The sequence below is a fragment of the Dapis purpurea BLCC-M126 genome (genome assembly GCF_050015975.1).
GTDB lineage: Bacteria > Cyanobacteriota > Cyanobacteriia > Cyanobacteriales > Microcoleaceae > Trichodesmium.
This window is the reverse complement of sequence record NZ_JBNHER010000146.1, coordinates 1-21242: the sequence shown is the minus strand read 5'-3', so window position 1 is coordinate 21242 and position 21242 is coordinate 1. Positions and strand designations below refer to the sequence as shown.

Below are 21242 nucleotides of genomic sequence, written 5' to 3'. Positions count from 1 at the left end.
TCCAAGGGGAGGCTTTAAACCAGAATTATTTAATAATTAATAATTAATAATTGGGAAAGAGGAAAGAGGGAAGATGTGGGGAGAAATAATAAAAAAAATTCAACACTCCTTGAGATAATTTTTCCTCATTCTTGATGCACGAATAGACTTAACTTGCATAATTATATAGATCTCTTAGGGGTTCTATACTGAAAACTTGTCATTGCGACGATAGGAAGCAATCTCGTACCACCCCTGAGATTGCTTCCTTCCACAAGTTCCAGTCGCAATGATCTACAATTATAATGCCTACCAAAGGAGCAATATACTCCCACCGCCATTTATCATAATGTAGCACTACGTTTATTCTGGCTCGACAGTATTAGTTTCAATAGTTAACTCCTTCATATAAAACTTCAATAGCAGAACTAAATTCAATACTAGATAATATAATTTTCTCCTTCTGTATATGCACAATGAAGAATCTAATCTTGTTGTACCTCGGATAATACAGGAATTAGCAATGGCAGTAGAGGAAAATCCTCATCCTAAAATAATTGATGGTTTGGTGCAATTAGTTAGAATCTACTTCTGAGGATAATATTCCCAGATAAGCAGCATATAGTTTAGGCAAAATTGGCACTGGCAATGAGAAAGCCATTACAGCGCTTTTCATTTGAGTAGATCACTAAACTCATTGTTAGGAATCAGGAGTCAGGAGTTAGAAGTTAGGAGGCAGGAGTTAGTATCATTGTGGTTTATTGATATGAAAACCGCTGTAATGCTTTGGTAGAATTGTTGGCCTCAAATTCTGATCGTGATACTCGCAGACAAGCAGCATATATCTTAGGGGAAATTGGTATGGACAATCAGAAAGAAATTAATACTTTGGTAAAATTGTTAGACTCTAATTCTGATGACAAGATTCGTATACGCACAGCAGCACGTTTAGGAGAAATTGGCAAGGATAATGAAAATGCTATTCATGCTTTGGTACAATTGTTGAAATCTACTACAGATGATGACATTTGCTGTCAAGCAGCAGCAAGTTTAGGGAAAATTGGCAAGGACAATGAAAAAGCGATTGATGCTTTGGTGCAATTGTTGGATTCTATTTATCATTATACTAGCAAGCAAGCAGCAGCAAGTTTAGAGAAAATTGGCAAGGACAATAAGTATGCAATTAATGCTTTACTGCATTTTTTGGAATCCAGTTCTTATTATCGCTCTAGAGCAATAGACATCTTAGGGAAAATTGCTAAGGACAATGAGTATGCGATTAATGCTTTGCTGCATTTGTTGGAATCTAGTTCTGATGATAAGATTTACAAGCAAGCAGCATATAGTTTAGAAAAAATTGACCCTGGAAATCAGAAAGCGATAGATCGTTTTGTGCAATTGTTGGGGTCAAGCGATCGCCCTAATACTTGCAATACAGCAGCAGATATCTTAAAGAAAATTGCCATCGGTAATGAAAAAGGGATTAATGCTTTGCTACAATTATTGGAATCTGTTTCTAATCTTGATACTCGCTCTAAAGCAGTAGAAATATTGGGGGAAATTGCTAGGGGCAATGAGAATGTAATTAATACTTTGCTACAATTGTTGGAATTTACTACAGATGATGATATTTGCAGGCAAGCAGCAGATAGCTTATGGAAAATTGACCATGGTAATGAAAAAGCTATTGATGCTTTGGTGCAATTGTTGGAGTCTACTTCTGATGATGATATTCGCAGGCAAACAGCAGAAAGCTTATGCAAAATTGATCCCGGTAATGAAAACCCGATCAATACTTGGGAGAAATTGTTAGCATCCAATTACGAGCGTTTGCCTTGGAAGTCTGTGGCAGAAAGTTTAAAGAAAGCTCACCCCGGTAATGAAAAAGCTATTGATACTTTGGTGCAATTGTTGGCCTCAAATTCTGATTACGATACTTGCAACACAGCAGCAGCTAGCTTAAAGAAAATTGCTAAGAGCAATCAATATGCGATTAATGCTTTAATACAATTGTTAGAGTCTACTTCTGATAATGATAAATATACTCGCATGGGAGCAGTATCTACTTTAGGCATAATTGCTACAGGCAATGAGAAAGTAATTAATACTCTAATAAAATTGTTGGAGTCTACTACAGATGATAATATTGGCTGGCAAGCAGCAGATAGCTTAAAGAAAATTGGCATAGGTAATAAGTATGCGATTGATACTTTGTTGCAATTGTTGGAGTCTACTTCTGATGATGATATTTGCAGGCGAGTACCATATATCTTAAGAGCAATTGGCACGGGCAATGACAAAGAAATTCACGCTTTAGTGCAATTGTTGGAGTCTACTTCTGATGATGATACTCGGAGGGAAGCAGCAGATAACTTATGGAGAATCGATCCCGGCAATGAAAAAGCAATTCATGCTTTGGTGCAATTGTTAGAGCTGACTTGTGATGATAATATTCGCAGGCAAGCAGCAGATAGCTTATGGAGAATTCACCCCGGTAATGGAAAAGTAATCGATGCCTGGGCAGAATTTTTGGCATCCAATTATTATTCGCCTTGGGATCATGTGGCACATAGTTTAGGGAAAGCTAATCCTGGCAATGAAAAAGTGATTGATATTTTGGTGCAATTGTTGGCCTTAGATTCTTCTTGGGATGAGTGCGGTGTAGCAGCAGCAAGCTTAGGGAAAATTGCTAAAGGCAATGAGTATGCGATTAATGCTTTGGTGCAATTGTTAGAGTCTACTACTGATTCTAATGAATATACTCGTAGGGGAGTAGCCTATAGTTTAGGTGAAATTGCTAAGGGCAATGAAAAAGCAATTCATGCTTTGGTGCAATTGTTAGAGTCTACTTCTGATAATGATATTCGCTGGCGAGCAGCAGCAAGCTTAGAGGAAATCGCTAAAGACAACAAGTATGGGATTAATGCTTTGGTGCAATTGTTAGAGTCTACTTCTGATAATGATATTCTCAGGCAAGCAGCATATATCTTAGGGAAAATTGTCACGGGGAATGAAAAAGATATTAATGCTTTGCTGCAATTGATTAATGCTTTGGTGCAATTGTTAGAGTCTACTTCTGATAATGATATTCGCAGGCAAGCAGCATATATCTTCGGGAAAATTGCTAAGGCTAATGAAAAAGCGATTAATGCTTTGCTACAATTGTTGGAGTCTAATTCTGATCATAATACTTGTAGGCAAGCAGCAGAAAGTTTAGGGAAAATTGACCCCGGAAATGAAAAAGCGATTAATGCTTTGGTGCAATTGTTGGAGTCTAATTCTGATCATAATACTCGTAGGCAAGCAGCAGAAAGTTTAGGAAAAATTGACCCCGGAAATGAAAAAGCGATTAATGCTTTGGTGCAATTATTAGAGTCTACTACAGATAATAATACTCGCTGGCAAGCAGCAGAAAGTTTAGGGGAAATTGACCCCGGTAATCAGAAAGCAATTAATGTTTTGGTGCAATTGTTGGGGTCTACTTCTGACTGGCGAGCAGCAGAAAGTTTAGGGAAAATTGACCCCGGAAATGAAAAAGCGATTAATGTTTTGGTGCAATTATTGGAGTCTACTTCTAATAATAATACTCGCTGGCAAGCAGCAAAAAATTTAGAGAAAATTGACCCTGGGAATGAGAAAGCAATTGATGCTTTGGTGCAATTGTTGGGGGCTACTTCCGACTGGCGAGCAGCAGAAAGCTTAGAAAAAATTGGTAAAGGTAATAAGAAAGTGATTAATGCTTTGCTGCAATTGTTGGGGTTTACTTCTAATTTTGATGCTCGTAGGAAGGCAGCATCCATATTAGAGAAAATTGACTCTGGCAATGAGAAAGTGATAGATGCTTTTGTCCAATTGTTAGACTCTACTACAGATAATCGGACTCGTAGGGAGGCAGTATATATCTTAGGAGAAATTGGCAAGGGGAATGAGAAAGCGATTGATGCTTTGGTGCAATTGTTTGACTCTACTACAGATGATTGGACTCAAAACCAAGCGGTATATAGCTTAGGGGAAATTGGCAAGGGGAATGAGAAGGCAATTAATGCTTTGGTGCAATTGTTGGACTTTACTACAGATGAAAAGATTCGCTGGCAAGCAGCATATAGCTTAGGGAAAATTGACCCCAGGAATGAGAAAGCTATTAATGCTTTAGTACAACTGTTGGACTCTACTACAGATAATTATACTCGTGCCCTAACAACATATAGCTTAGGGGAAATTGGCAAGGGGAATGAGAAAGCGATAGATGCTTTTGTCCAATTGTTGGACTCTACTACAGATGAAAAGATTCGCTGGCAAACAGCAGAGAGCTTAAGGAAAATTGACCCCGGCAATGAGGAAGCGATAGATGCTTTGGTGCAATTGTTGGACTCTACTACAGATGAAAAGATTCGCTGGCAAGCAGCATATAGGTTACAGGAAATTGGCAAGCACAATGAGTATGCGATAGATGCTTTAGTCCAATTGTTGTGGTTTAATACAGATGATAATACTCGCAAGCAAGCAGTAGAGAGCTTAAGGAAAATTGGCAAGCACAATGAGTATGCGATAGATGCTTTAGTCCAATTATTGGAGTCTACTTCTGATAGTTATACTCACTCGCTAGTAGCAGAAAGTTTAGGGAAAATTAACCCCGGTAATGAGAAAGCGATTAATGCTTTGGTGCAATGGTTGAAGTCTACTTCTAATAATAAGACTCGCTGGCAAATAGTAGCAAGTTTAGGGAAAATTGGCACGGGAAATGAGAAAGCGATTGATGCTGTTGTCCAATTATTGGAGTCTACTTCTGATAATAATACTCGCAGGCTAGCAGCAAAAAGCTTATGGAGAATTAACCCAGGAAATGAGAAGGCAATAGATGCTTTGGTGCAATTGTTGGAGTCTACTAAAGATGATATTCGCAGGGAAGCAGCAAGAAGTTTAGGAGAAATTGACCCCGACAATGAGTATGCGATAGATGCTTTGGTGCAATTGTTGGGGTCTACTTATGATAATAATACTCGCAGGCTAGCAGTAGAAAGTTTAGGGAAAATTGACCCCGACAATGAGTATGCGATAGATGCTTTGGTGCAATTGTTCGGTTCTACTACAGATGATAATATTCGCTGGTTAGCAGCAGAAACCTTAGAAAAAATTAACCCTGACAATGAGAAAGTGATACATATTTTTGTCCAATTGTTGGAATCTACTACTTCTGATGATATTCGCTGGCTAGCAGTATATAGCTTAGGGGAAATTGGCAAGGGTAATGAGAAAGTAATTGATGCTTTAGTTGTGCAATTGTTTGAGACAAATTGCGATTATACTTTCAAGCAAGTCATAGAAAGCTTAGATAAAATTTTACTTAAGGAGTAGGAGTTTAGCAATTATGGCATCTTTTCTCTCAAACAAGTTTCTCCCGATCTTGTGACAACTATCGAACAAAAAATGGAACAACCTTTGTATTATCAGCCAACAGTTAATCAGGAACAAATCTTTAAAATTACCAATAGAAAGCTATGAATTTTGAGTTGAGAAAAAGTAGCGATCGCTAACTTCAAAATAGATTGGTAATTAACAGGATATCTAATTTTTGTAGAGGTCTAATACTTATATTTTTCCTATGTTCCTAAACTCGTTTTGTTAGTTTTTTCAATTTGCTCCGGTTAAATAAGATGTCTTAGAATATTATCTAAATAATTAACTTAATTTGAGTCCAATTTTAGGAGGAAATATGGAACCTATTACTATTGTAATGGCGCTAGCTGCTGTATTGGGGACAAAAGCTTTGGAAAAAACTGGAGAAAATATTGGGCAGGTAGTCTGGGATAAAAGTGCTAAGTTGATGAAATATCTGAAACAAGAATCTCCTGGTGCTATAGCTGCTATTGAACAAGCTTCAGAGCAACCTTTGGATTATGGCCAGGCAGTTTTGGAAATGCAGGAAGCAGCAGCTAATCCTGATGTGGCGCGGACAATACAGGAGTTAGCAGCGGCAGTAGAAGAAAATCCTCATCCAAAATTGACTGAGGTTGTGGAAGAAATTAGAGAAGCGTTAAAGTCTCTAGAGTCGGAAGATGAAAAGAATGCCGACATAGTAGCAAAAGAAATTAAGGCGGAAAAAGGTGGGATAGCGATTGGAAAAAATGAGATGGGAAAAGATGGGATAGTTGGTGGCACAATCAAAATTAACAAAATTGACAAACGAACTACCATTTGAGTGACTTCGCCCGAACAGGGCAGAGAATTGACTCTCAAGGAATGGCAAGATATTTGTCGGGAAAGCCTGAATAATCAACTAACCAGTAATTCCCTATTTCACGATGATGAGGAGGCCAAAAAACGACGGGAACAAATTTATGTCCCATTGGCACTGGTGGAACGGAAAAAGTCTGAGAAACGGCAACAAGATGAATTATCTCCCGAACAGGGAACGAAACTTTATGAACCCCAATATGAGGAAAAGCAAAGGTTTGCCCATGATGCTTTCTTGGAGAATATTCTCCGGCAAAAACAAGGCAAAAGTCAAGGCAATAGAATTGCTTTAATTGGGGAACCGGGGGCGGGCAAAACTACTCTGTTGCAAACTATTGGGAATTGGATATTGCAGCAAGGGTTGGGTTTGCCTGTGTGGGTTTCTTTGGCAGATTTGACTCTAGACGGGAATTTGAGGAGTCTTGAGGATTATTTGCTCAATTCTTGGCTGCCTTTTTCTCCAGATAAGCGCCAGAAGGTGCAAGATAATTTTACCGAACAATTTCAACAGAAGCGAGTCTGGTTTTTGTTGGATGGGGTGGATGAAATTGCTACTTCTGGCAGTCAGACTTTGCAAAATATTTCTCGTCAACTTTCGGGGTGGGTGGGTAAAGCGCGGGTGGTGTTGACTTGTCGTCTGAATGTTTGGCAGGCGGATGTGAATGCTTTGTCTGATTTTGAGACTTTTCGGTTGTTGGATTTTGATTATCCTCAGCAGGTGCATCAGTTTATTGATAATTGGTTCAGAAATACTCCCTCCTCTCCCTTGTCTTCCCCCTCTTCCTTGTCTCCCTTGTCTCCCTCCTCCCCCTCCTCCCGCTTAAAGGAGGAACTGGGTAAAGAGGAAAAAGCGCGGGTGCGAGATTTGGTGCAAAATCCTCTGCGGTTGGCGCTGTTGTGTCGGAGTTGGCAGTTCTATGAGGGAAGTTTGCCGGAGACGAAGGCGGAATTGTATGGTCAGTTTGTGGAGCAGTTTTATCGGTGGAAGTCTGTTCCTTTTCCAATTAAGGAAAGTAAGCAACGGGAGTTAAATCTGGCGTTGGGTAGGTTGGCGAACGATGATATTAACTCTAGTGGGAGTCGTTTTCGGTTGCGTCAGGATTTTATTGTTCAGAGGTTGGGGGATGCTGATGATGAAAATTCTCTGTTTTATCTGGCGTTGCAAATTGGATGGCTGAATAATGTGGGGGTGGCAGCAGAGTCACCGACGAAAAAGGTGTATGCTTTTTTTCATGCCTCGTTTGAGGAATATTTTGCTGCTGTAGCGATCGATGATTGGGATTTTTTCTTACCTCGCAAACACAAGAATAAACCTTTGAAGGGGAAAGTTTATCGTATTTTTGAGCCACAGTGGAAGCAGGTGATTTTGTTGTGGTTGGGGCGAGAGGATGTGGAGGAGGAAGAGAAGGAGAAGTTTATTAAAGCTTTAATTGAGTTTAAGGATGGGTGTGGAATTTTTTTAATTCCAGGAATAGTAGATAGGGGTTTTTATGAGTATCGGGCTTATTTTATCGCTGCTGCTGGAGTTGGTGAATTTAGCAAATGCACTAAAACAGATGAAATAGTCAAGAAAGTAGTTTTTTGGGGCAACGGTTTCAGTGGAATAGAAACAGAAGCTCAAGCTGCTTTACTCGAGACTCCAAGGAAAAATACTATCAATACTTTGGTCAAATTGTTTTGGTCTACTTCCTATGGTTTGACTCACAAGTTAGTAGCAGTAAGCTTAGGGAAAATTGGCACGGTCAATGAGAAAGGGATTGATATTTTGGTGCGTTTACTGGAGTCTACTTCTGATGATTTGACTCGCTGGGAAGCAGCAAAAACTTTAGAGGAAACTGCTGTAGGCAATGAGAAAGCAATAGATGGTTTAGTTCATTTGTTGAGGTCTACTTCTGGTAAGACTCGCAGACAAGCAGCACATAGCTTAGGGAAAATTGATCCCGGCAATGAGAAAGCAATTGATACTTTGGTGCAATTGTTGGAGTCTACTGCTAATGATTTTACTTCTACGCGAGCAGCATATAGTTTAGGGGAGATTAACCCCGGTAATGAGAAAGTGATTGATGCTTTAGTACAATTATTGGAGTCTACTTCTGATAGTCATACTCATAGACAAGCAGCAGAAAGCTTAGGAAAAATTGCCACGGGCAATCAGAAAGCTATTGATGGTTTGGTGCAATTGTTAGGAGTTACTTCGAAGCATTTGATTCGCATGGAAATAGAAAAAAGTTTAGAAAAAATTGCTATGGGCAATCAGAAAGCGATTGATAGTTTAGTACAATTGTTAAAGTCTACTTCTGATGAGCATAATCTCAGGCAAACAGCATCAAGCTTAGGAAAAATTGGCGTGGGCAATCAGAAAGCAATTAATCATTTGCTACTTTTGTTAAAGTCTAGACCTGATGATTTGACTGGCTGCCTAGCAGTATCAAGTTTAGGAGAGATTGGCATTGGCAATCAGAAAGCAATTAATTATTTGCGACAATTCTTGGAATATAATAACAGTAGCACCCTAGCAGCAGAAAGTTTAGGGAAAGTCGAACCAGGCAATGAAAAAGCGATTAACACTTTAGTGCATTTGTTGGAGTTTGCTCCTAATGATTGGATTCGCTGGCGAGCAGGAGAAAGCTTATGGGAAATTGATCCTGGTAGTCAGAAAGCGGTTGATGGTTTAGTAAAACTATTTTGGTCTAGTTCTGAGGATCATCTTCGGAGGCAGATAGCATATAGCTTAGGGGAAATAGACTCCGGTGGAGAGAAAGCTATTAATGCTTTAGTAGAATTGTTGGAGTCTAGTCCTAATGATTTTACTCGTTCACAAGCAGCATATTATTTAGGGGAAATTGGCATAAGCAATGAGAAAGGGATTGATAGTTTAGTGGAATCGTTGGGATCTACTTCTGATGATGAGATTCGCAAGAAAGCAGCAGTAAGCTTAGGGAAAATTGGTATGGGTAATCAGAAAGCGATTGACGGTTTGGTGCATTTCTTAAAATTTACTTTTGATCAAGAGATTTCCTGGCTAGTAGCAGAAAGTATAGGGAAAATTGGAACGGGTAATCAGAAAGCGATTGATGGTTTGGTTCATTTATTACAATCTACTTCTGATAGTCATACTCGCTGGGAAATAGCAGAAAGTTTAGAGAAAATTTTAGCACAAGAGCAGATGGTAGGAATGGTTGTATCCTTAAAAGATTGGTTATCAGCAGAAGATGACAGAGATAGTAGCGATCGTTTCAAAGAATGCTACAAAATTATCTGGAAATGTGCCCAAACTCTGCCCTACCCAGAATTTTATCAAGCTTGGCATCCTCCATTGTTTAAAAAACCTCGTTGGTTGTCTAGGTAGTTATGCTTTTTGTTAGGATTAATTGAAAAGAGTTATCATTCATTATGTCTCAAGAATTATTAAATGAGTTAATCAGTAAATCAGAAGAATTAAACATTGAAGAAAAACTTCAATTAATGCGTTATTTATCAAATAATCTTCAAATAAATGATAGTTCAACCCCTAAACCTCGGCGTAAATGGCGTGAGATTCAAGGAAAAGCAACTTATCCATTAGTAGGAGAAGATGCTCAAGAATGGGTTTCCCGAACTCGTCAAGAAGCCACGAAAAACCGCGAACAAATTATCCGCAATAATTATGAAAATTAATAATGCCATTCAAGGGGTTAAGCAACTATTTTTAGATACTGCACCAATTATTTACTATGTAGAAAATCACCCGAATTATTATCGAATAACTGAAGTTATTTTTGATGGAATAGATGACGGTTTACTTGTGGGAGTTACTTCTCCAATTACTTTGTCCGAGTGTTTAGTATATCCTTACAAATTAGGATTAATAGCACTTGCTCAGGATTTTATTGATTTAATTGTTGATGGAGAAAATATTAACTTTATGCTCATTGATGAGGAGAACGGAAAGTTGGCGGCACAAATGAGAGCAAGGTATAATTTATCATTAACTGATTATTTACAAATTGCTGTTGCTATTCAATCAAAATGTGAGGCTTTTTTAACCAATGATTTACAGTTAAAACGAGTCAATGAGTTATCTATTTTAGTAATCAGTGAATTAACATTATGATTCTATTAATATGACAGCAGTGTTTCGATAAACTTTAGAGCAATTTCCTATGATTTCTACCTTAATTGAGCGTCTAATATTTGCTTCTCGCCCCATGAATACTCAAGATTGGTTAGTGGTAGGGGTGACATTGTTACTTTATGGAGCGATCGCCTTACCGTTAGGCTTTAATTCTAGATTTTTGCGAGTAAGTCGAGGTTTTCGGAATCTCAAAGAATTATTTCAGGGGTTATTAGCGATATTTTTTATGCCATCTTTAATAGAAGAGCTGATATTTCGAGTTTTATTATTACCTCATCCCACCGAGAAAATTTCAATTATTGTGTCGTGTTTTTGGGCAGCGTTAAGTTTATTTTTATTTATTATTTATCATCCAATAAATGCTCTAACTTTCCATCCCCAGGGAAATCCAACTTTTATGACACCAATTTTTTTGACATTGGCAGGAATTTTAGGTTTAGGATGTACCGTAGCTTATAAAATAACTGGTTGTTTGTGGGTTCCAGTAATTATTCATTGGGCAGTAGTTATGATTTGGCAATATTGGTTAGGTGGTAAAGAAAAATTGTATGGAAGTAACTAATATTATCAAATTAAATATACTTATTAACAAAAGCTTCAGGAGTTAGACACTCAAACTCTCCAGTTTTTTCGACAATAGCCTTAACTAATTTATAGTTAGCCGACACAAAACATTGAGCTTTACCTGTTTTAGCAGTTAAATAAACTCCCGCATCCTCTCTAGGAATATTACCTAAATTCTCAATTATTTCTAGTTCATTTTCATCTAGTAGAACATAACAAACTTGAAAATCTTGCCAAATTCTATCGATTATTTCTCCACTCCAATCTTTATTTCGCAGACGTTTCGCCACTCGCAAAATTTCTTCAAGCAATATTTCTGAAATTACAACTTCAATTAACGAAGATTGTTTCATGCCTAAACCAGCCCATTGAAGACATCTAAACTCATCACTTTCTGGAGCAGCGAAACCAATAATATAAACATTAGTATCAAAAAATATACGACCAGGAGAAATAGTCATTTTTTTAATTTAAAAGTATTATCAAATTTAATAAAGTTAGTGACGTTCTTGTGAAATTTCCTGTCTCACTTCTCGTACTAAATTCACTATATCCTCTCTTGATTGATATCCTGCCTCTGCTAAATCTTTAGCAAATTCTGACTGTAACTTTTCTATAGGCATTAAAGAATATCGAGCAGATTTATTTTTCCTAACTTCAACTATCATTTTTTCAATTAAACTAATTTGTTCAGAAACAGGAAGTTGTTTAGCTAAATTAAACACTTGTTCTAACATAATAATATTCCGTCAACTCACGAGATTTTGAATTATAAGTATTGCTAGTATAACAGTTTTCTAATCTTAGAAGTATAAAGTTTATCAGTAGCTAAGTCATTGCGACTGGAACGGAGTGGAAGGAAGCAATCTCAGGCTTTGAGGAGATTGCTTCCTATGGTCGCAATGACGAATGTTCAAGCGGATTTGATATAAGGTCTGAACTAAAATGAAATGATAAGCTTGTAGGGACGTTGCATGCAACGTCCCTACTTTATTAATAGATTTTAACCATTATTAGCTTCCTCATTTGCTAATTTTTCATCTTGAAAAGCTTTAATTTTTTCATACAAACTATCAACAGTTTCTTCTGCAAATAATTTATCTTTTAATTTCAAATAATCACCATTACCCAACTTACAAATAGACCAAAATCTCATCACTTTAGAAGTTTCTAAATGTTCCAGCAAAATCTGAAAAACTTCTTGCACAATTTCATAATCATTATCAATATTAACTTTCATTTTCTAACTCCTTAATAAAATCAATGGGGTTAATAGCTTGAATGGATAAAAATTTATAACGATTAAGTAAGGCTTGCTGATTAAATCTAAAAGAATTGACATATAAAGGTAATATTATGTTCGGTTAAATAGTTATAATTAAAGTTCGTAGTAGGGCTTTAGCCCGAACTGTAGATAGGGCTGAAGCCCTACTACAAACGAAAGCTTTATTATAAGTGATTATCCGAACATGATATAAGTGTCTTTTTGGAGTAAAAAAAGTGCAAATTTTTCAGCAAACCCTAATAATTAATTATCAATTATTAATTATTAATTATCTACTTCGCTTTCACCAAATCTACACCCAACCGCTTCAACGAAAGTCGCTCATTTTCCACATCCACAAAAATAGTGTCACCATCATTAAACTCACTCCGCAAAATACTCTTCGCAATTTGCGTTTCCAACTCTCGCTGAATTGCCCGTTTTAAAGGTCTCGCACCATACACCGGATCGTACCCAACATCTGCCAAAAAATTAACAGCAGCATCTGCAAGCTTCAGTGACATCTTACGTTCAGCTAACCGTTTCTCTAAACGCACAACTTGCAACTGCACAATTTCTCGTAACTGCTCTTTCTGCAACCCATGGAAAATAATACTTTCATCAATACGGTTGAGAAATTCTGGGCGGAAAGCTCCACGCAAAGCTTCCATTACCCGATGCTGCATTTGCTCATAGTCATCAGTCACATCCAAAATATACTGTGAACCGATATTACTCGTCATAATAATCACACTATTCTTAAAATCAACCGTATGACCTTGAGCATCAGTAACGCGACCATCATCCAATATTTGCAGCATAATATTAAACACATCGGGGTGCGCTTTTTCAATTTCATCAAACAAAATCACCGTATATGGGCGACGACGAATAGCTTCAGTTAACTGACCACCTTCATCATAACCCACATATCCAGGAGGTGCGCCAATTAAACGAGACACAGCGTGTTTTTCCATGTACTCGGACATATCAATACGCACTATCGCATCTTCGGTGTCAAATAGATATGCTGCTAATGCTTTTCCTAACTCTGTTTTCCCCACACCAGTCGGACCAAGGAAAATAAAACTAGCAACTGGACGGTTGGGGTCTGCTAAACCTGCACGCGATCGCTGAATGGCATCAGCAACAGCAGTCACAGCTTCATTCTGACCAATAACTCGTTTATGCAACTCTGCTTCGAGATGCAGCAGTTTTTCTTTTTCTGACTCTACTAATTTGCTGATGGGAATACCAGTCCACTTAGAAATAATCTCAGCAATATCAGCTTCTGTTACCTCTTCCCGCAACAAAGTCTGACCGCTAGTTTGAGTTGCTTCGAGTTTTGCTTCTGCTTCCTCTACTTGTTTTTGTAAGTTAATCAGTTTACCGTATTTCAACTCAGCAGCACGGTTGAGGTCATAATTCCGCTCTGCTTGCTGAATCTCAATATTGATTTTATCCATCTCTTCCTTGAGAGTCTGAATTTTGCCAATGATACCTTTTTCTGATTCCCATTGAGCATTAAGAGCGCGTTGCCCTTCTTTCAAGTTTGCTAAATCTTTTTCTAGTCTCTCTAACCTTTCTTTGGAAGCAGCATCACTTTCTTTTTGCAGTGATAACTTCTCCATTTCTAGTTGGAGAATTTTGCGGTCAATTTCATCAAGTTCCTCTGGTTTGGAGGTAATTTCCATTTTCAGTTTAGCAGCAGCTTCATCTACTAAGTCGATCGCCTTATCTGGGAGGAAGCGATCGCTAATATATCGAGTAGACAATGTAGCAGCAGCGACTAAAGCACTATCGGAAATTTTCACACCGTGATGTACTTCATAGCGTTCTTTGAGACCCCGTAAAATTGATATAGCATCTTCTACACTGGGTTGATCCACATAAACTTGTTGAAAACGACGTTCTAAAGCAGCATCTTTTTCGATGTATTTGCGGTACTCATCCAGAGTTGTCGCACCAATACACCTTAGTTCCCCTCTAGCTAACATTGGTTTGAGCAAGTTGCCTGCATCCATTGAACCTTGGGTTGCCCCTGCTCCGACAACGGTGTGAATTTCATCTATAAATAAAATGATTTTGCCGTCTGAGTCGGTAACTTCTTTGAGAACAGCTTTCAGACGTTCCTCAAATTCCCCTCTAAATTTAGCACCAGCAATTAAAGCACCCATATCCAGGGCGATGAGTTGACGATCTTTCAAAGACTGAGGAACATCTCCAGCGATGATACGTTGAGCTAAACCTTCAGCGATCGCTGTTTTCCCAACTCCAGGTTCACCCATTAATACTGGGTTATTTTTAGTACGACGACTGAGTATTTGAATAGTGCGTCGAATTTCGTCATCACGCCCAATAACAGGGTCAAGTTTTCCTTCACGAGCAAATTCTGTGAGGTCACGACCGTATTTTTCTAGCGCTTCATATTTGCCTTCAGGGTTTTTATCTGTTACTTTGTTATTACCTCGAACTTGAGAAATAGTTTCTTTGAGCTTTGCTTCATCTAATTTAAACTCTTTATAGAGATTTTTACCAAAGCGATCGTCTTTTAGGTAGGCAAGTATGAGATGTTCGATGGATATGTATTCGTCTGTGTATTCTTGGCGATATTTTTCAGCATTGTCTAATAAAGTATCCAGACTGCGACCTAAGTAAATATTATTGGGTGTATTTTTGACTTTTGCTTGACGGTTAATAAAGGTGTCTGTCTGTTCTTGTACTTTGGCAGTTGAGACACCGGCTTTGTTAAATAGACTTGTTGCTAGTCCATTTTGTTCTAACAAAGCTTTCATTAGATGTTCACTTTCAATTTGTTGATTTTGGGCTGTTTTAGCAATATCAGGAGTGCGGGATATTGCTTCCCAAGCTTTTTCTGTAAATTGGTTAGGATTATTTGGCTGCATAATTTTTTGTTTTTTGGATTTTTTGTATATATGTTTTTGTTTAATTTTAACTTGTATATCTGAATAAATTGTAGTAGAAAAAACCGTTTTTTCTTATTGGGTATTTACCATTCTATATAACTTTGATGAAATTCAACTAATTTGATTTAGTCCTAAAATCTGTCCTAAATCAAATACTGGTCAGATCATTACCCTTTGGGGAAACTCAACAGTAAATGTAGATCCTTCTCCATACATACTTTCCACTTTAATTTTTGCTCCCATCATCTCACAGAAATTTTTACATATTGATAATCCTAAGCGGACACCATAAGGACGAGTAGTAGGATAATAGTTGTTACCAAAATAAGGTCTAAACATATATTTTAAGTCTTCTTTTTTCACACCGATACCAGTATCGCTGACCCGAAAAACTATGTAATTTTGTGCATTATTGAATGGCTCGGCATTTCGATTTTGATGACCTTGTAGTTTCTGATTATTTCCCCTTTCTACACTGAGTGTAATTACACCCTCTTGTGTAAATTTGGCTGCATTATCCAGTATTCTTATAAGTACCTCTTTCACTTTTGACACATCTGCGTATATTATGCCCAGATTTTCTCCCAAGAGTAACTTGAAGGTATTGCGGTTTTTTGCAGTGAGATTTTTCGCTGTAGTAACTACATCTTGAACTAGCTTGTTAACCTCAATATTTTCTAAATCAAGTGTAATTTGACCAGTTTCTATTTGGAGAAAAGATGAACAATCGCTAATCATTTGTAGTAAGTGTAGAACAGATCTCTTTATCTGTTCTAGATCGGGCTTTACGTCGGTGGTGAAATCATCATCTCCTGCTTCAAAAACTTTTTCCTCCAAAATTTCAACTTCTCTAATAATCGCATTTAGGTCTTTACGTGATTCATTCATTCCCAATATTGCGATGATGGAAGCTGTTACTGCTTTTGCTTTAATTTTAGCTTCCTGGAATTTTTTTATATATGTTAGTAATTCCTCTTGAGTATATATTTCAGAAGTTTCATACTTGTCCTCGAAGTTTTTGTCTGTTAATTTTTTAACTTGGGAAATAGTTTCTTTAAGTTTGGCTTCATCTAGTTGAAATTCTTGGTAGTAAACTTCAGAGCGTAAGGTCTCATTCATTACCCTTTCTGGAAACCCAACAGTAAATGTAGATCCTTCTCCATATTTACTTTCCACATCAATTTTGGTCCCCATCATCTCACATAAAACTTGACATATTGCTAATCCTAAGCTTAAGCTACTATAGCTACAACGGGTAGTTAAAGGTTCAAATATATCTTTTAATTGTTCTTCTGTCATACCAATACCAGTATCACTGACCCGAAAAACTATGTAATTTTGTGCATTATTCAATGACTCAGCACCTTGATAGTGAAGATTTTGTAGTTTTTGATTATTTGCTCTTTCTACACTGAGTGTAATTACACCATTTTCTGTAAAATTGGCTGCATGATCCAGTATTTTTATAAGTACCTCTTTCACTTTTGACACATCTGCATACATTATACCCAGATTTTCTCCTAAGAGTAATTGAAATGTATTGCACTTTTTTTCAGCAAGATTTTTGGCTGTATCAACTACATCTTGAACTAGCTTATCAACTTCAACTTTATAAATTTGCAGATTATGACCCCGTTTCATATCTGCTTTCATCCTGACAATAGTTAAAATATCGTAAATATTGTTAATATTTCTCAGGCAGTGCATACCAAATACCTTAATTCTTTCTAGATTAGGCAGAAAGTCGTCATATTCGAAGTCTTCAGCATCCTCAGAAAGAAGATCGCTATAACCAATAATTGCATTTAGGGGTGTACGTAGTTCGGATCTTGTGGTAGCTAGAAAACCAATGGTAGAACGGTTTACTGCTTCTACTGCTTCGTATTCAAGTCTAGCTTTCTGTAGCTGTTCCAAATATTTTGCTAGTTCACGACGGTATTTTTCCAGTGCTTCGTATTTGCTTTCAGGGTTTTTGTCTGTTACTTTTTGATTACCTCGAACTTGAGAAATGATTTCTTTGAGCTTTGCTTCATCTAGTTGTAATTCTTGATAGAGATTTTTACCAAAGCGATCGTCTTTCAGGTAAGCTAGTATCAGATGTTTGGTAGAGATGTATTTGTCTTTGTATTCTTGGCGATATTTTTCAGCATTGTCTAATAAGTTTTCTAGACTCCGGCCTAAGAAACTGTCTGAGAAGTACCGCAAACCAATTAATTCTAAAAACCTCACCCCCCTCCTCCTCCTATCCCCCCTATCTCCCTTTGAAAGGCGACTAATCAGCCTCTGAAAACCTAGGATAGAGGTTTTTCTGAGTTTACAAACAGTTTGTAAGTAAATATTATTGGGTTTGTTTTTAACTTTTGGTGGATGGTAAATAAAGATGTCGGTGTATTCTTGTACTTTAGTAGTTGAAACCCCTGCTTTATTAAATAGACTCGTTGCCAGTCCATTTTGTTCTAACAAAGCTTTCATTAGATGTTCAGTTTCAATTTCTTGATTTTGGGAAGCTTTAGCAATGTCAGGGGTACGGGATATTGCTTCCCAAGCTTTTTCTGTAAATTTCTTAGGATTATTTGGCAGCATAATTTTTTGTCTTTTTGTATATATGTTTTTATTTAATTTTCACTCGTAGCTCTGAATAAATTTTAGTAAAAAAACCCGTTTTTTATTATGGAGTATTCACTCTTGGATATAACCTTAATAAAATTTAACTAATTTTCTTTTCTCCTAGCATCTTTCCCAAATCAAATAATGGTCATTTCAGTTAGCCTCCTAGGGTTGGAACTGCGTTTTTCATGTCGCGCAGCGTTTTGCTGGCGCACAACTTCGCACTTCGGCTGTCACCGACATGAAAAGCGGAGCTTTGCGTCAGCAAAACAGTTAACAGTACCTTCTCGAATAGGGAGGTTTGAAATAATGATTTTTGTTTTTTATCCCCTTTATATCATGTCCGTTAGTATAGGAGCTTTTCATTAATGGATAATTTATAATTACCTCTGGTTAAAACCGTTCTTGATTGGATATAAGGAAATATTATTTTTTTTTCTCTTAAAAGGGGAGGCTTTTAAGCTGAATTATTTAATTAATAATTATTAATTATTCGGTAAAAAATGGGGAAATATTTACTATATTTAAAGTTTTTTCTGTTGTTAAAGCTTCTTTTCTAGATAACTCAATTCTCAATTCTCAATTCTCAATTCTATATAATTACTCTTTCTGGAAACCAAACAGTGAATGTTGAACCTTTTCCAGACTGACTTTTTACAGCAATTTCTGCTCCCATTCTCTCACATAAACGTTGACATATTGCTAATCCTAAACCAGTACCACCATACCTACGAGTAGTAGAAGCATCTGCTTGAGTAAAAGGTTGAAATATATGTTTTAACTGTTCTTCTGTCATACCAATACCAGTATCAATTACCCGAAAAATTATGTAATTTTGTTCGTTATTTAATAATCCTGAATTTTGATTTTGATTATTTTTTGGTTTCCTCTTTTTGACTTTTTCTACACTGAGTGTAATTACACCATCTGCTGTAAATTTAGCTGCATTACCCAGTAAATTTATCAATACTTGTCTCACTTTTGGCATATCTGCATACATTGTACCCAGATTTTTTCCTAAAACTAATTTGAATTTATTGCGGTTTTTTTCAGTAAGATTTTTGGCTGTACTAACCACATCTTGAACTAGCTTATTAACCTCAATACTTTCTAAATAAAGTGTAACTTGACCTGCTTCTATTTTAGAAATATCTAAGATATCACTAATCATTTCTAGGAGGTGTGTACCTGCTAGCTTAATTCTTTCTAGATCGGAGATAAAATCTTCATATCCTGCTTCCACAGCATCCTCATAAAGAAGATCGCTATAACCAATAATTGCATTTAGGGGTGTACGCAGCTCATGACTCATGGTAGCTAGAAAAGCACTTTTAGAACGGTTTGCTGCTTCTGCTTTAAGTTTAGCTTCCTGGAGCTGATCTGTGTATTCTGCTACCTTGCCAATTAACTCATTCAGAGATACTGTTAATTCTCCTATTTCATCATCTGTGCTTACAGGAAGTTGGAGTTCAAAGTTAGCTTCTTCTGTAACTTGTTCAGCAACTTTGGTTATTACTTTTAAGGGAGTTGCGATTGACTTGCTAGTATAGATAGAAATTATTACTGCAGTTATTATAGACAGTAATAAGCTAGCTATTAATATTTTTATTCCTAATTCTTCTATTTTTTGATAATCTTCAAATCCTTGTTCTACTCTCTGATGAGCTACTATAGCTAATTGTTCTGAATCTTGTGATAATTTTTCTAGTTTTATGGCAACTTCACTATTGTTAGTTTTACTCAATGATGGTAGTGATGAACTTTCTACTTTTGTTTGAGGTGGTATCTGTTTAATTTCTTGAATTAAACTTTCTAATTGCTCAACATGAACTTCTAGGGGATTAACATAGGTTTGGATAAATTCTTGAAGCTGAACATAATCTGTGTTTTTATTGAAATTTTTATCTCCAATTTCTATAATTGCTCTTAGTTGCTTAACAATTGTATTAACTTCATAAAAACTCGATAATTCTAGGGATATTTTTTTTTCTAAAATTGTCCGGTTATTGATTAAGCTAGGCAACTCTTTTTGCAGGATACTAACTTTTAATACTTTTTTTGTGAGATTTGTCAGTAAGTCTACTTGCTCTTGAGCTTGTTCTATTTGTGCTCTAATTTGATGTTTATAATTTAACTCAAATATCCGCCCCGTTAAAACTCCTACAATAGCAATACTAACTGTCAGAGCATATCCAAAACCTATTTTTTTTCTGATTCCTATGCCACTAAGCAAATGTTTTGATCTGGATTTTTGCTGGAGCATAGACTGTTTTCTTGATATGGAAGTTAATGACATCTGCTCTGGTATTCCTTGGCCCTAATCATATAGGTATATTGTATTCTAATCTAATATTCACCCGCGGCCTTATTAGTAGAAATTATTTGATTACTTCTAGGGGTTAATACTGATCCAGCATAATTTTTCCCTATACCATGAGATGCACTTTTTTGCAAGATAGTTACTACTTTAGTTGCCGAGAATAAGTATATATTTATCAACCCTAGATAATTTTAGAAAAAAAATCACTTTCTAATTAAATTTTTTTGTTGCTATACCACCCAGACATATTTTCACAACTCAGAATCTATAAATCTATAATAGTTGTTTGTAAATCAAAAGTCAAAATTAAAAAGACTAAAGTATAATAATAAGATTTTCCTAACACTCAAACTTGAAATTGACAAAAATTTCAGGTCATTATTTTACAACCTGAGGTATGAAATTATTGATGATATTATTGATAGGACTTTTCATTCTATAATTTAGAAAACACTTTGGAGTTGCTTTGTATACTGTATTATCCATTTAATAATTCCTGTAAGTGAATTTGTATAGAAGAGTTAGTGATGTATTGTAAGACTAGCATTTTTTCTTGGTCAGAAAAACGAAGTTTACTAATTCAGCAGTCTTTGTTAAGAGAAACTTCAGGAGGATGTTAATTTTAGGTCATTTCAGTTAAGTACCTAAACAAAATTATTTACCAATGGATAATTGATAATTAATCCCCAAAGATTTAAATCCTCTATTTACCGATGGATAATGGATAATTGACAATTGATAATGGGAGATAGTTTTTATTAACGGTACTTTGATATTTTTTGCAGCAAAAAACCTTCAAAGCTAATGGGTGTAAGAGAAATACATCAAAAAACTATAAATGGCTCAAACCCAGATAGATCATGGAATAGGTTGATTAACTCTAAAACCTTTATACAGTAAAGGTTTGATATTATTTTTAACATATTTTTTGCTAAAGTACCGTTAATTAATAATTGATAATTAGATATAGTTTTCATTATCCACTATCCATTATATATTTAATATGATTTATTTAGATTCAATTCCGTTACTTTAACAAGGGGTAATTATCCATTAATTAACTATTTCTATTCTAATTCTGTGGAATCTTTATAAGACTAAGCATTAAGCTCATATAATATATGTAATTAATTTTGTGTACCTACTTATCACTTGGCCTCCTAGGTCAGAATTCCCTTTTACCCAATTATTAATTATTAATTATTAATAATTAAATAATTCTGGTTTAAAGCC

Annotated in this window: 13 protein-coding genes; 7 read left to right on the top strand and 6 right to left on the bottom strand. The window is 36.2% G+C overall.

Going from position 1 to position 21242, the window contains the following annotated elements; all coding sequences use genetic code 11:
* The first annotated feature begins 448 nt into the window (after positions 1 to 448).
* The 7 genes from ACP6PL_RS12990 (at position 449) to ACP6PL_RS12960 (ending at position 10889) form a co-directional block, all read left to right on the top strand.
* Positions 449 to 574, top strand: coding sequence for a hypothetical protein (locus ACP6PL_RS12990; protein ID WP_426545683.1), 126 nt, complete (start codon positions 449 to 451; stop codon positions 572 to 574).
* A gap of 191 nt (positions 575 to 765) precedes the next feature.
* Positions 766 to 5334, top strand: coding sequence for a HEAT repeat domain-containing protein (locus tag ACP6PL_RS12985; RefSeq protein WP_426545682.1), 4569 nt, complete (start codon positions 766 to 768; stop codon positions 5332 to 5334).
* 358 nt (positions 5335 to 5692) lie between these two features.
* The gene (locus tag ACP6PL_RS12980; protein ID WP_426545681.1) at positions 5693 to 6178 is read left to right on the top strand and encodes a hypothetical protein; all 486 of its coding nucleotides are present in this window, start codon (positions 5693 to 5695) and stop codon (positions 6176 to 6178) included.
* Positions 6179 to 9562 carry a HEAT repeat domain-containing protein gene (locus ACP6PL_RS12975; protein WP_426545680.1) on the top strand — a complete coding sequence of 1128 codons (3384 nt, stop codon included), beginning with the start codon at positions 6179 to 6181 and terminating at the stop codon, positions 9560 to 9562. It begins immediately after the preceding gene.
* Positions 9563 to 9606: 44 nt separating this feature from the next.
* The gene (locus ACP6PL_RS12970; RefSeq protein WP_426545679.1) at positions 9607 to 9870 is read left to right on the top strand and encodes a hypothetical protein; all 264 of its coding nucleotides are present in this window, start codon (positions 9607 to 9609) and stop codon (positions 9868 to 9870) included.
* The gene (locus ACP6PL_RS12965; protein WP_426545678.1) at positions 9860 to 10306 is read left to right on the top strand and encodes a type II toxin-antitoxin system VapC family toxin; all 447 of its coding nucleotides are present in this window, start codon (positions 9860 to 9862) and stop codon (positions 10304 to 10306) included. Before ACP6PL_RS12970 ends, ACP6PL_RS12965 begins: the two co-directional genes overlap by 11 nt.
* Before the next feature lie 49 nt (positions 10307 to 10355).
* Positions 10356 to 10889 (top strand): CPBP family glutamic-type intramembrane protease, encoded by a 534-nt coding sequence (locus ACP6PL_RS12960; protein ID WP_426545677.1) that lies wholly within the window; start codon positions 10356 to 10358, stop codon positions 10887 to 10889.
* A 10-nt stretch (positions 10890 to 10899) separates the two neighbouring features.
* On the opposite strand, the gene ACP6PL_RS12955 is transcribed toward ACP6PL_RS12960, so the two are convergent.
* The 6 genes from ACP6PL_RS12955 to ACP6PL_RS12930 form a co-directional block, all read right to left on the bottom strand.
* The gene (locus tag ACP6PL_RS12955; RefSeq protein ID WP_426545676.1) at positions 10900 to 11352 is read right to left on the bottom strand and encodes a PIN domain-containing protein; all 453 of its coding nucleotides are present in this window, start codon (positions 11350 to 11352) and stop codon (positions 10900 to 10902) included.
* Positions 11353 to 11388: 36 nt separating this feature from the next.
* Positions 11389 to 11628, bottom strand: a complete 240-nt coding sequence (locus tag ACP6PL_RS12950) for a hypothetical protein (protein WP_426545675.1) — start codon at positions 11626 to 11628, stop codon at positions 11389 to 11391.
* A gap of 266 nt (positions 11629 to 11894) precedes the next feature.
* Complete coding sequence (locus ACP6PL_RS12945) at positions 11895 to 12131, bottom strand: hypothetical protein (protein ID WP_426545674.1); 237 nt, start codon at positions 12129 to 12131, stop codon at positions 11895 to 11897.
* Between the two features lie 317 nt (positions 12132 to 12448).
* Complete coding sequence (gene clpB / locus ACP6PL_RS12940; RefSeq protein WP_426545673.1) at positions 12449 to 15061, bottom strand: ATP-dependent chaperone ClpB; 2613 nt, start codon at positions 15059 to 15061, stop codon at positions 12449 to 12451.
* 180 nt (positions 15062 to 15241) lie between these two features.
* Positions 15242 to 17665, bottom strand: a complete 2424-nt coding sequence (locus ACP6PL_RS12935; RefSeq protein WP_426545672.1) for an ATP-binding protein — start codon at positions 17663 to 17665, stop codon at positions 15242 to 15244.
* Positions 17666 to 18281: 616 nt separating this feature from the next.
* Complete coding sequence (locus ACP6PL_RS12930) at positions 18282 to 19952, bottom strand: sensor histidine kinase (RefSeq protein ID WP_426545671.1); 1671 nt, start codon at positions 19950 to 19952, stop codon at positions 18282 to 18284.
* Positions 19953 to 21242: the final 1290 nt, after the last annotated feature.